7 protein-coding genes and 3 pseudogenes are annotated in these 12,294 nt (G+C 60.2%); 5 read left to right on the top strand and 5 right to left on the bottom strand.

Features of this window, described 5'->3' with window-relative positions; translation table 11 throughout:
* Nucleotides 1–350 precede the first annotated feature (350 nt).
* A pseudogene (locus tag ACFXS9_RS22255) lies at nt 351–656 on the top strand (hypothetical protein); the annotation flags it as partial.
* A gap of 755 nt (nt 657–1,411) precedes the next feature.
* Here ACFXS9_RS22255 and ACFXS9_RS22250 read toward each other — a convergent pair.
* The 3 genes and pseudogenes from ACFXS9_RS22250 to ACFXS9_RS22240 form a co-directional block, all read right to left on the bottom strand.
* A pseudogene (locus ACFXS9_RS22250) lies at nt 1,412–2,566 on the bottom strand (recombinase family protein); the annotation flags it as partial.
* A 115-nt stretch (nt 2,567–2,681) separates the two neighbouring features.
* Nucleotides 2,682–3,020, bottom strand: a complete 339-nt coding sequence (locus tag ACFXS9_RS22245) for a DUF6788 family protein (RefSeq protein WP_376960332.1) — start codon at nt 3,018–3,020, stop codon at nt 2,682–2,684.
* 163 nt (nt 3,021–3,183) lie between these two features.
* A complete protein-coding gene (locus tag ACFXS9_RS22240) occupies nt 3,184–5,412 on the bottom strand; it encodes a recombinase family protein (protein ID WP_392692076.1) in 2,229 nt (742 codons plus the stop codon).
* Nucleotides 5,413–5,932: 520 nt separating this feature from the next.
* Here ACFXS9_RS22240 and ACFXS9_RS22235 point away from each other — a divergent pair.
* Nucleotides 5,933–6,304, top strand: a pseudogene (locus ACFXS9_RS22235) (reverse transcriptase domain-containing protein); the annotation flags it as partial.
* 79 nt (nt 6,305–6,383) lie between these two features.
* A complete protein-coding gene (locus ACFXS9_RS22230) occupies nt 6,384–6,530 on the top strand; it encodes a group II intron maturase-specific domain-containing protein (protein ID WP_392699944.1) in 147 nt (48 codons plus the stop codon).
* A 746-nt stretch (nt 6,531–7,276) separates the two neighbouring features.
* Here the strand turns inward: ACFXS9_RS22230 and ACFXS9_RS22225 are convergent.
* Together ACFXS9_RS22225 and ACFXS9_RS22220 are read right to left on the bottom strand one after the other, a co-directional pair.
* A complete protein-coding gene (locus tag ACFXS9_RS22225; protein WP_392692073.1) occupies nt 7,277–8,950 on the bottom strand; it encodes an MFS transporter in 1,674 nt (557 codons plus the stop codon).
* 711 nt (nt 8,951–9,661) lie between these two features.
* Nucleotides 9,662–10,138: an Lrp/AsnC family transcriptional regulator gene (locus ACFXS9_RS22220; protein WP_392699942.1), complete on the bottom strand. Its 477-nt coding sequence runs from the start codon at nt 10,136–10,138 to the stop codon at nt 9,662–9,664.
* Between the two features lie 154 nt (nt 10,139–10,292).
* Here ACFXS9_RS22220 and ACFXS9_RS22215 point away from each other — a divergent pair, with 154 nt between their 5' ends.
* Nucleotides 10,293–10,754, top strand: coding sequence for an aldehyde dehydrogenase family protein (locus ACFXS9_RS22215; protein WP_392692071.1), 462 nt, complete (start codon nt 10,293–10,295; stop codon nt 10,752–10,754).
* On the top strand, nt 10,751–12,154 hold the full coding sequence (locus ACFXS9_RS22210) for an aminotransferase (protein ID WP_392692068.1): 1,404 nt from the start codon (nt 10,751–10,753) through the stop codon (nt 12,152–12,154). The genes ACFXS9_RS22215 and ACFXS9_RS22210 overlap by 4 nt, the downstream gene beginning before the upstream one ends.
* Nucleotides 12,155–12,294 lie beyond the last annotated feature (140 nt).

The raw sequence follows: 12,294 nt of genomic DNA, 5'->3' as shown, positions 1-12,294 counted from the left end.
TCGCGGATGGGGCCGGTCCTCCGGTCGGGCTACACCCTCCGTTCGGTTCGGCCCCATCGGCGCAGTCTCACCCTGATTGTCGCTGAGTTCTCACCCTGATCGCCGCCGCCCAGACGATGACGCTGAGATGCGTCATGCCCGCCCGAGGGCAGCGGCCGGAAGCCGCCAGAGCAGGGTCCGGTGCATCAAACATGCACGGCAAGATCGCAACCTTCCCCTCCGGAGTGTGACCTACCAACGGGTGATGCCGAACAAGGGTGCTGCGGGCATCGACCGGATGACCGTGGAGAACCCATCCCTTCCATGTACTTCGTGGTCAGCGATTTGCTGTCCTCAAGGTCAGAAAGGTCTCTGGCGTAGAGACTTTGAGCCTGCGCCACGCCGAGATCGGATCGCTTGCTGTCCCACGCGACTGGACGGACTGGGCGCTTCCAGGTGCTCGGAGCGAGCCTATCAATGGCCAGCAGCCGTTGCTCATTGACGACGGTGGTGGACCGGCTGATCCAGCAGGCAGTGCATCAGGTGCTGATGCCGCTGTTCCCTCCGCCGGGCTTGGGATCTCCGCTCCGCTCCGCACCGGCTGCGGCCGGCAGCGGGCATATGGCGCATTCGGCTTGCGTTGCAGCGCCGAGACTATACCACGTTCGATCCAGTAATGGACGACCCACAGGCTGACGCCAAATCTCTCACAAACCTGGCTGACGTTCAACGTTCCGGCGGGAAGAGATGGGCCAGTGATACGATGCTTGTAGCGGATCCATCGAATCATGCTGACGGTGAACGGCCTGCCGGTCGAGCTTGTCTGGCCATTGCTTTTGAGTTGCGCGACGATTTCATGATCATCATGTAGTTCCGCCAGCGCGCGGATTTTGGCAACGAACTCATCGGGATAACGAACTGCTTCGGGGCGGTTCGGCCGCTGCCGGACCTCAATTGTCTCAGTAGCCCCACCTTGCCAGCGAATTTGCAATCGCAGCAGTTTGGGTTCTGGACCCTTAGCTACGGTGATGTCGCGTATCAACAGGCGGAGCATGCGCTTGCGGTCACGAGCTGAAGTGCTTGAAGCCTTCCACAGTCGGGGGAAGTCCCTGCCAAGCTGCAGTATTTGCTGCCTCTGTTCGGTTGTGATGCTACGCAGGTTCTGGCGCTCAAAATTGGCCAATTCAGTCTCGAGCTCGAGAAGCCGTTCCATTGCATCGTTCCAGCGCTTCTCGAGCGTACTGGCAACCAACCGATTGCTGGGGTCTGCTTCTTCATAGCGCCGTTCTGCCAAGTCGCAATCATAACGGGCCCGGTCTATCCTTCGTTGCCATTGCGCAGCAATTGACCTATCGCGCTCCTCCAAGCTTGTCAGCGCTTGCAACGCCAGTTCAACCGTCAGTGGCGTGACGGCGGTCAACAGGCGCTCTGCAATGGCGTGATCAAGCGGTTTTGATGGCAGAGACATGCAGTGCTGCGGCGCCAGTGCCTCCCGACGCCTCCAATTGCATTCATAGATCGGGTAAAGACCGCCATTGCCGGCGTAGCGCACATTTAGACGCCGTCCGCAAGCGCCACAAAGCAATAAACCTTGCAGCAAACAAAGTCCCTCTCGAGCGGGTCCGGCGATAACTTCGCTATTGGTCCTGTTCGCCGCCAAGTGTTCGCGGTTGGTAAGGAATCGATCCCAGGTAATATAACCAGCATGGTGATCGGGAATGACAACACGCCACTCATCTTGTGGCATGCGGCGCAACTGAGTTTGAATCTCACCGGTAGGGCCAACCTGCTTGCAAGATTGATATCGGCCAAACACGTAAGTGCCGGCGTAAGATGGATTGGCAAGGACACCGAGCACGCGTGAATGCGTAAGTCGTCCCCAGATCAGCTTGCCGTCCCAGACGCCGCCATAGGCTCGGCGTGGAAAGACAAGGCCGAGTTCATTGAACCGTTTAACTACGCCGTAGGCGCTGCTCTCTTGTTCAAATAGTTCGAAGACTGTTCGAACCGCGCCTTGCACTTCCTGATCGGGGTCGAGGGTGATCCTATCGCCGTCGAATACCAAACCGACCGGCAGAGGGAAGTGCAATTCACCTTTCTGCGCCTTGTTGAGTTTGCCTCCGTGGAGGCGCGCGCGAATGATGTGCAGCTCTGCCTGAGCAAACGTACCCTTCATGCCAAGCACAAGGCTGTCGTTGAAGTCCGCCGGATCGTAGCAGCCATCGCCGTCGAACACCAATGTGCGTGTCACCGCGCACAGCTCCAGCAAGCGATGCCAATCCTTGTTCGAGCGGGCCAGGCGCGAGGCTTCCAGAGAGAAGATCGCGCCGACTTGGCCCATTGCCACATCGCTGACCAGCGTCTTGAAGTCGTCGCGATTGGTCGCCTGCTCGCCGGAGTGACCGAGATCCCGGTCGAGGATCCGGATCTGCTCCGGAGTCCACCCGAGCGACCTCGCTTGGTCCGCCAAGTTGTACTGGCGCTCTGTGCTCTCTTGATTGAAGCGGACTTGCCCCATCGTCGACTGACGGATGTAGATGCAGGCCTGCCGCGCGAGATGATGATCGGCAATCTTGGGATTGATCATGATCGGGTCCTTCCACATCGGGCGGCGGAGCGCCTGCAGCGAGATAGGAGTCGATCATGTTGGCGATGATGGCGCCCGCCTCGGCAAAGTCGAGGGCTGCGACCGCCGGATCCATCTAATCGAGACTTTCGCGGCGACGCAGAAGCTCGGCATTGATCGCGCAAATCTCGTTGAGCATCTCCTGGAGCTTGCGGTAGTTGGCGAGAAACTCGGCCACCTGAGGATACGCGCCATTCGGCACATAGCCGAGCCGCGGGCGTTCGCCGGTTCGAGCGATTGTGGACAGGTAACGCTTGGGGCCGTGTCCCGGTCCGTCGACGCAGTGGCAGCTGGGTCGGCCGCAGCGCTTGTAGGTCTCGATGAGCGACCCGCGCACAATCTGCTCGATCGGCGGCAGGGCACGCAAGAGCTGATGGCGGCGCTTTCGCAGGGCCGCGGAAGAAGGCTTCTTCATTTGCGGACCGAATCGAATTGATGTCCGAGTGATTCAGAAGCTGAGTCATTGGTCAAGCCTCATTTCTTGTGCTTCAACGAAGAGGCGAATTCGGCAAGCGCAAGCAGACCAAGGGTGATGCCCAGTCCTCGAGCTCGACTTGGAGAAGTTCTTGGATGTTGCGTCATACTACACCTTCAGTTTTTTTGAGAGGGTCGAAGAGGTCCGGAGCAACTGCAGGTACCTGAATTCGTATGCCTTTTGCCCGTCCGCGATAGACGTGAACGGCCTTAAGCTCGCCGCGCTTTACACGTTGCAAGATGGTTTGCCGCGAGACGCCGAGTAGATTCATGGCCTTGAACATCTTCACGTAACCTTCGGGCGCGCTCTCCACAAAGCGCGACCGCAACTCGTCATTGATACGGATGCGCCAAGGCGCGCCAGGTGTGATCTGCTCTCCGGCAATGAAGCCATCGTTGAGGCAGCGATGCAAAGTAGAGGGTGCGATCCCGAGAGCGCGTGCTGCTTTCTCGATCGTCATGCACTCGCCGTCCTGCACTTGCTGTTTCGGCTGGAAGCACGGGATCTCCCAGTGCGTCCGCAGGCTCGACACACGATTTGCCGTAAACGACAGTCCTGTGGCCGTTGTACGGCCTTGGCGATTGAGGATGCCGGCGATCTTGGTGTCGGGATAATGTGCAGCCAGTCGCCGCAGCAGATCGATCGTATCGTCGGCGGTGCGGATCGGCGATGGATGCGAGTGCGGCAATGGGACATTAACTTCACTGAAGAGACCGCCGCGCCAACGCAGCGTCAGGTGAGCGTTGTATTTATCGCGCTCGACTCTCAAGGTGACATCGTCGAGCAGCGTGCGGAGCAACTCCTTGCGATCGCGATCGCTCGTCGTGGGAGCGAACCAGATACGCTTGAGGTCTTTACCGAGTGCAAGGATAGCGTCGCGTTCTTCGTGCGTAAGCGAGCGCGGTCGGGCATGTTCGCGGTCCGAGAGTTCGGATTCGGCAGTCTTCAATTCCAGCAGAGCGCTTTCCCATTCTGCTTCGAGTCCACGCGCGACGAGTCTATTCTCCGGGTCCACTGCGCGATAGCGTCGCTCGGCGCGCTGCGCGTTGTAGCGCGCACGCTCGACGTCGCGACGGAACTGCGCGAGAGTCGTCTCGCGATCGGCGTCGAATTGCTCGATCGCCTGGAGCGAGGCTTCCAGGCCTGCGGGCGCGAGAGCCGCAAGGAACGCTTCGGCGACAGCCGCATCGATCTGCACACCGCCGATGTTGAGGCAGTACTCGCCCCGGCCGTTGACGATGTTCTTGCCGGCGCAGTGATATCCGGGCGCCGAGAACCGGCCGCTGTAGTGTACGGCCAGGCGCCGACCGCAGTGTCCGCATACGGCGAGGCCTTGCAGGAGTGCTGCGCCTTCTCTCACGGCACCCCCGCTCTGGTGCGGTCGAGGACGGATGTTCTGCGCCAGGCGCTTCTGGTTCGCCTCGAAGGTATTCCAATCGATGTATCCGGCATGATGGTCACGAATGAACACCGGCCACTGCTCGCGGTCGCGTTGTCTGATGCGCTTTCGGATTCGACCGCCCGCATCGAGATAGCATGTCTGCTGGGTGCGGCCATACACATAAACGCCGGCATAGAACGGGTTGGTGAGGACCTGGTGGATCTTTGTGTAAGTGGGGGCGACCCAGCGGAGATCGACAAGGCTGTTGGAGTGCAGCGGAAAGCGCAGGCCTTGCGAGCGGAACCACAGCCACACGCGTCGTGCCGAGCCGAATTCGGCAAAGCGGTCGAAGACAGCATGGATCGCGGCTTGCACCGACTCGTCAGGATGCAACAGCACCTCCCCGTCGGCGTCGCCCCGTACCAGACCCACCGGCAGCCCGCGGTGCAGTTCTCCGCGTGCGGCCTTGTTGCGGATGCCACCGAGCAGCCGCGCACGCAGCACATGCAGCTCTGCCTCTGACATCGTACCTTTGAGCCCGAGCACCAGGCGGTCATTGAACAAGCCCGGATGATAAATCCCATCTCCATCACCGATGAGCGTGTGGGTCAGGCCACATAGATCGAGCAGACGGTACCAATCAGCATTATTGCGCGCCAGTCGCGAGACTTCCAAGCCGAGCACGATGCCCACCTGGCCGAGGCCGACCTCCGCGGTCATACGCGCGAAACCGGTGCGCTCGGAAAGGCCGGAACCGGAAATACCGAGGTCCTCATCGATGACCTTCACCTGATCGCGTCGCCAACCAAGCCGCGCGGCGCGTTCGGCTAACTCGTACTGACGGGCAGTGGACTCGCGATTATGCTCGACCTGCGTCGTACTGGACTGACGCACGTAGACGATTGCGCATCGGCGTAGGTGCTCAGCGGTAATCTTGCTCAGTTCGTTCATCGTTGTGATCTCCGGCAGTGGCGATTGCTCGGGCGATTAGTCGGGCGAGTCGCAGCACGAGATGTGCGCGCTGCTCTCTATCGAGGGCCTCCCATACAGGTACGGCCCCGCGCTGAGGTGGTGGGTCGAGAAAGCTTAGCTGCTGCATGGCTGTCCTCCGATTCCGGTGGCAGGACAGTATGCGCGCCATCCAATTGCCGCAGCAAAGCGTCGACGATCGTCCGGGCGTGCAGCAGCTCGGCGTGGGAAGCCAGGAATGCCGCTCGAGCGCATTGCGGGCTTGCACGCGGTAAATGTTGTGCGATAGGCAGATCTGTCCACGCGGCCGGTACAAGGGCACGGGTACCATCGGGCAGTACAAGCGTCAGATGAAGTTCGCCGCGTCGATGACACCAGCCAAGCACATTAAGCGCAGATCCCTCAAAGGGATGGCGCGACCGAACGATGGTTACCTGATCGGGATAGTCGTCGAGATGATGAGCGCGGTGGTGGGTAGTCTGTCGAGTAGTCTTTCGACCGGGTGAACCATGACGTCCTGATGGCAGGGGTGGCGCGCCGGGTTGCGGACAGACGGGTGCTGCGGTTGATCCGCCGCTACCTGCAGGCTGGAATGATGACGGGCGGGATCGCGACGGCACGGAGCGAGGGCAAGCCACAAGGCGACCCTCTGTCACTGTTGCTGTCGAACATCCTGCTCGACGATCTGGACAATGAACTCGAGCGACGAGGCCATGCCTTCTGCCGCTACGCGGACGACTGCAACATCTATGTTCGGACGCGGCGGGCCAGCGAGCGGGTGATGGCGTCGATCACGCGATTCCTGACGGAGCGGCTGCGGCTCAAGGTCAACGCCGCAAAGAGCGCTGTTGACCATCCCTGGGTGCGGACCTTCCTCGGCTACACCATGACCGCACACAAGCAGCCGCGCCTGCGGGTGGCGGTCAAAAGCGTAAAGCGGTTGCGGGAGCAAGCTGAGGACGACGCTGCGCCAAGGGCGTGGGCGAACCCCGGCGTCGACCGTCAAAACCCTCACCCCCATTCTGCGCGGCTGGCTGCAATACTTCCGGCTGGCGGAGGCCAAAGGGGGGCGAGGAGCTCGACGGCTGGATGGGGCGTAAGCTGCGCTGTGTCCTTTGGCGTCAGTGGAAGCTACCGCGGACACGCGCCAAGCGCTTGATGCAACGCGGGCTCGATCCGCAGCGGGCATGGCGGTCGGCCTACAACGGCCGCGGTCCTTGGTGGAATTGCCGGGGCCAGCCACATGAACGAGGCCTATCGCGCCCCCTTCTTCGCGCAACTTGGGCTGCCTTCCCTCATCGGATTGCACCGCCACCTCAATCGTGCCTGACGAACCGCCGTATACGGAAGTACGGTGGTGTGTAGGAGGAAGCCGCGAGGCTTTCTCCTACACCCGATCCGTCCATAAGTTGCCCCGATACGATTTGAGTTGCTTTGAAACGCAGAGATCGGTGGAGAGGTAATCCGGACAGGACGCACTCCGCATTTCAGCCGCCGGACGATACTAAATCATGCATCTGCGATTGTAGGTGTAGGCGACCGCTTCCCGTGTGGACTTCGCCGCGAGCTTCATGAACGCCTGTTCGAGGAGGATAGTGCGGGCGGCGGTGCCAGGGACCGTTCGCCTCAGTCAGTTCGCGCCGGATGCTCCACAGGTCGCGGACTTCATAGAGTGCTCACGATAGGCGTGCTCCTCGGTCATAGAAGACCATCAACTGCTCGAGTTTCAAGCTGCCGCAGCGATGAGGAACTGTGGGTTTCTCGCTGCTGACAAGCGTAAAGCGCGATATTCGCTTCAATCGGAAACATCAGATCTATTCGTTCTTGACGGCCGATTACTACGGCTTCACCGCGCTTGCTCACCGCGCAGTATTTCGTTCGCGGCCCGCTCGGGCGTCTCGTCCTTCCGGCGCACCGAGCCGAACGGGCGCTCCAGCATGCGGCGGACGCGCACCGGCTCGGGACCGATCTGAAAGGCCACCGCCTGCTGTTCCATGGCGCGCTCCGGCTGTGTCGAGCGGTTGCGCTGGCGCAAATAATCGAGCCATGTCGGGCAATGATAGCGCTCGGTCCACAATTCGGGATCGGAAATGTCGCGTGCGATCGACCAACCATAGGCGCCGTTGCGCTGCCGGACCAGTTGCACGTCCTGCATGACGGTATGAAACGCCCGCGCATTTTCCTGCGCGACCCGATATTCTATCTCGACCACCAAGGGCCCGCTGCGCCCGGTCAGCGGCAGCCGCACCGCGGGATCGTCAAGCACTTTGGCCTCTTCGCCTCGCGCGCCGATGCGCGGCATGCGTAGCCAGAGCCCCAAGAGAGGGGAGGCCAGCATCAGGCCGGCCGAGACCAAGAGCGCCATTTGGACACCGGCGGCATCGGTCAGATCGCCCCAGCCCCAGCTGCCGATGGCAATCCCGCCTGATCCCGCCGCCTGGTAGGCCGCAAGCGAACGGCCAGCCACCCAGCGCGGCGCTGCCAGCTGCACGCCAATGTTGAACAGCGCCCAACTCAGCATCCATACGGCGCCCGCCACGACCAGCGCGGCCGCCGTCAACACCGGCTCGCGGCTCAGCGCCACCGCGGCAGTCGCACCGCCCATCGACAGGGCGCAGGCACGGATCGCCGCTTCGCCGCTCATGCGCTCGCGCACCTCTGTGATGGTGAGCGCGCCGATCACCGCGCCCAGACCAAAGGCGCCGAGCATGATGCCAAACGTCTGGGCGTCGCCATGCAGAAGATCGCGCGCGACCAACGGCATCAGTGCGATGATCGCGGCGCCAATCACACCGGTCACCATGGCGCGGGTCAGCACGATTTTGATCGAGGGTGAATTGAGGATGTAGCGCACGCCGGAGACGATGGCGCGGCTGAACTTTTCAGGCGGCAGACGCGATGGTTCGGCTATGCGTTTCCACAGGAACAGCGCCAGCATTAGCGGCAGATAGAGCAGCGTGCTGAGCGCGAACGCAGCCACTGCGCCCGCAGTCGCCACCACAATTCCGCCGATGGCCGGGCCCACGCTGCGGGCAATGTTGTAGCTGATGCTGTTCAGCGCGACCGCCGCGGGAAGCGCTTGCGACGGCACCTGCTCATTGACCGAGGATTGCCAGGCCGGATCCATCAGCGCCCAGCCACAGCCGACCGCGAAGCATAGCGCCAGCAAGAGGTTCGGCGTGATGAGGTCGAACCAGGCGAGCGTCGTCAGCGCGGTCGCGCCGGCGAACGCGATGGCGAGCGAGACCAGAGCCACAATGCGCCGGTCATGCATGTCGGCAATCGCGCCGGCTGGCATCGAGATCAGCATGACCGGTAGCATTACCGCGGTCTGCACCAGCGCGACCATATCGGCCGACGATGTCATCTGTGTCATCGCCCAAGCTGCGCCGACGCCCCGAACTAGGGCGCCGAGATTGGACAGCAGGCTCGCCAGCCAGATGCGCCGGAATGCGGCAAACCGCAGCGGCGCGGTGATGCCGTCGGCGCTGAAAGTCTGAGGCTTGGGCGGATCGGTCATATCGGCTCCTGTATCGTCTGCGATGGCGCGATTCTGGACCAGATCAGCGATCGTCCAGAAAACTTGGCCGCTAGCAATTGGCAAAGCGCTTCGTCATCCTCGTCTACTTTGCGCAGCTTGCATCCGAAAGCCTCATGAAGCCCGCTAACGTCCTCAGGCATTTCTGTCATTCGCAACTGCCTTCTCGCGGGCGAGAGTCCGTCTCGCCGTGAGGGCTGAGCGCCTGCTGCTCGCGCTGTCATGTCAATTGGTCGACATAACAGCGCCATTGCCCGTATAGGGCGCCATGATGTTCCGTATTTGGGCAGAGTTCGCCGCGGTCAGGTATGGCAGATCCTGCTCGGCCGCAGTCTTGACTTCGAAATTGATGCCGGTCGCGCAACAGGGTGAACATGGCATTGACGTCACGATTGGTCGACGCGAGAGCTATTTGTCAGCCGAACCTTAGATGAACGACCCAGACTGCCGAGTCCTATGCTTGGATCGCCTCGCCAGAGTGGACTGCTGACGCAAGTGAATGAGACGCGATACTCGTGGTTTTAATCTCGCTTCCGAATACCAATCTGAAGATAATCCCCCTCAGCTCAACTATCGACAGATATAGTAATGGAGCGACAGTGCATGTTTCGGCGTTTCTACGCGAGTGAGCGATGAAAAAGCGTGCAAAAGCACGAATCTGGGGAGTGAGGGAGACGTCGACGCCAGAATCTGTCAATCCCCAGACGGAGCCTCAATTGGAATGGCAAATCCCACTTTTACGCGGTCTACTATGACCATTGTCTTGAAGCCCTTAATGTTCGGGTTCTCATAGAAGAACCGCCTAGTGAACTGCTCATAATCTTCCATGGTATGCGCGGTAACGTATAAGACGAAGTCAGCATCGCCGGTGACGTAAAATCCATTGACGACCTCAGCTGACGATTTGATGGCTTTCTTGAACCTATCGATTATATCTGAACGCTCCCGCTCTAGGCTTACTGACACAAGCATTTGAATAGGTCTTCCTACCGCCTTCGGCGAAACGATCGAGACATCGGCCTCGATGATGCCTTCCGAGCGGAGCCTCTTCAGTCGTCGCTGACACGCGGTAGCAGAAAGCCCCGCCATTTCGCCGATCACCTCGGAAGTTAGACGGTTGTTTTTTTGCACGATTTCGAGGATGCGGGCGTCTATTCGATCATACAGCATAATCGGCTCCAGCCTTGAGGTGAATTGCAGCGCCAAGCGGCTCTGCGATGAAGAAAATCCTCAGAACGACACGAGATAAGACGCAAAACCTGTTCGCGACATCAGTATCCTGAATGCATAGACGTTTCAACAAATGGGCGCGTGAGACTTTCAAATGGTCTTTCAACCTGTTCGGCAGCCGGCGCCCGCATCGTGGCATGCGGCGGTCCCGCTCCGAGGACGCCAGTCGCGGCGCTCCGCGCCATGCCTGGCGTACCGTTTAGCTGCCGTATCTGCTCAAGTGACCGGCGACGTGGTGACAGCCAAGGAAGAGACGTTCGACCAGGTCGCAGCAATCTTCCCGCTCGATGATCACAAGGAATTCTTCGTGCGCTCGAACGATCCGGGCAGTGGGCTCGCCATCGTCTACACCCGTAACCCCGAGAGGGCCGAGCGCCTCACCGGGCGGCAAGAATGCGGCATCGTGGCGGTGAACGCCCAGAGGTTCGCTGGTGCCTATCCGTTTGGGTGGATGGAAGCAGCCGGCGCCGTCTGTAAAGGCTCGAAGCGCGGTCCCGCGGAGAATCTTGAACCCGAATGCGTCTGCTTTGCGAACCTAAAGAGTGGTGCACGATGACTATCAATATCAAAGAAATCAGCGAAAAGGACAGAAGCAGCGTCCTGCATCCTTTTACGCAGCTTAAGGATTTTGCGACCGGTAAGCTTGGCGAGCCGACGATCATCGAAACGGGTAAGGGAATCCGAATCCAGGACGCTCATGGCAATCAGCTGATCGACGGTTTCGCCGGCATGTATTGCGTTAATGTTGGTTATGGGCGAACCGAAGTGGCTGAAGCAATATCGCGCCAAGCCTACCGTCTCGCCTATTACCACTGCTACGCGGCGCATACGACCGACGAACTCGCGATCCTCTCCGATCGTCTCGTTAGGATGTCGCCTGGAAAGATGAGTAAGGTCTTTTACGGCATGTCCGGCTCCGACGCCAATGAGACACAGGCAAAGCTTGTTTGGTACTATAACAACCTTCGGGGTAAGCCGAGCAAGAAGAGGATCATTGCGCGCGAGCGTGGCTATCACGGCTGCAGCGTTGTTTCCGGCTCGATGACGGGTATGAGCTTTTACCACGACTACATGGATCTCCCGCTGCCGCAGATCGTGCGTACCGGTGTTCCGCATCATTACTGGGGCGCAAACCCAGAGGAGACCGAGCGCGAATTCTCCGCTCGTCGCGCGGTTGAGCTCGACCAGCTCATCGAGCGCCTCGGCCCGGACAACGTGGGTGCCTTCATAGCTGAGCCAGTGCTCGGCACAGGCGGTATCACGCCGCCTCCGGAAGGTTACTGGGGAGCGATTCAGGCGGTGCTCAAAAAGCACGACGTTTTGCTGATCGTGGACGAAGTAGTCACCGGCTTCGGCCGCACTGGCTCAATGTTTGGTTCTCAGCACTACGGACTCGAACCCGACCTGATCACGGTGGCCAAGGGCCTGACCTCCGGTTACTTCCCGCTTTCCGCTGCGATCATCGGGCAAAAGGTCTACGAAATTCTGGAAGACGGTACTGATAGGGTCGGGGCATTTTCGCACGGCTACACTTATTCGGGTCATCCCATCGGCGCCGCCACGGCAAATGCCGTTCTCGACATCGTCGAGAAGGAGAACCTTGTTAGCAACGCTCGCGAGGTTGGCGCCTATTTCCAAATGAAGCTCAAGGAGAAGTTCGCGGAGTTGCCTATCGTCGGTGAGGTTCGCGGGGTCGGCCTCATGGGGGCGATCGAGTTCGTCGCTAACCGCGGCAACAAGAAACGGTTCGATCCCTCCCTCAAGGTGGGTGCTCGCGTCTCTAAGGCAGCCCGCGACAGGGGCCTGATCGCCCGTCCTATGCCGCATGGCGACATCCTCGGGTTCGCTCCGCCGCTCGTGACTACCAAGGCTGAGATCGATGATATCGTTTCGATCACCGAGAGTGCTGTCCGCTCCGTGCTAGACGAGCTTATCCGGGCCGGAGAAAAGATCTAAGGGCCGCTGGCCGGAGGTGGTTCGGCCACCGCTCCCAGGGCTCGAACATTGAACCCTATTTGCGAGCTATCATCCATTATGTCGCGTACGATTAGACGTTCGATGTGATGGCGGTGATCCCTTCGGCTTGACATTGCAAG

Source organism: Bradyrhizobium sp. RDI18 (genome assembly GCF_043203335.1).
GTDB classification, from domain to species: domain Bacteria; phylum Pseudomonadota; class Alphaproteobacteria; order Rhizobiales; family Xanthobacteraceae; genus Bradyrhizobium; species Bradyrhizobium retamae.
Note: the sequence above shows the minus strand (reverse complement) of the source record. Positions and strands in the feature narration are given on the sequence as shown.

Bases quoted from the DNA above. Each gene is read 5' to 3' on its own strand.
- ACFXS9_RS22245 (WP_376960332.1), bottom strand. From the start codon at position 3,020: ATGAAGAAGCCTTCTTCCGCGGCCCTGCGAAAGCGCCGCCATCAGCTC.
- ACFXS9_RS22220 (WP_392699942.1), bottom strand. From the start codon at position 10,138: ATGCTGTATGATCGAATAGACGCCCGCATCCTCGAAATCGTGCAAAAA.
- ACFXS9_RS22210 (WP_392692068.1), top strand. From the start codon at position 10,751: ATGACTATCAATATCAAAGAAATCAGCGAAAAGGACAGAAGCAGCGTC.
- ACFXS9_RS22225 (WP_392692073.1), bottom strand. From the start codon at position 8,950: ATGACCGATCCGCCCAAGCCTCAGACTTTCAGCGCCGACGGCATCACC.
- ACFXS9_RS22215 (WP_392692071.1), top strand. From the start codon at position 10,293: ATGGTCTTTCAACCTGTTCGGCAGCCGGCGCCCGCATCGTGGCATGCG.
- ACFXS9_RS22240 (WP_392692076.1), bottom strand. From the start codon at position 5,412: ATGAACGAACTGAGCAAGATTACCGCTGAGCACCTACGCCGATGCGCA.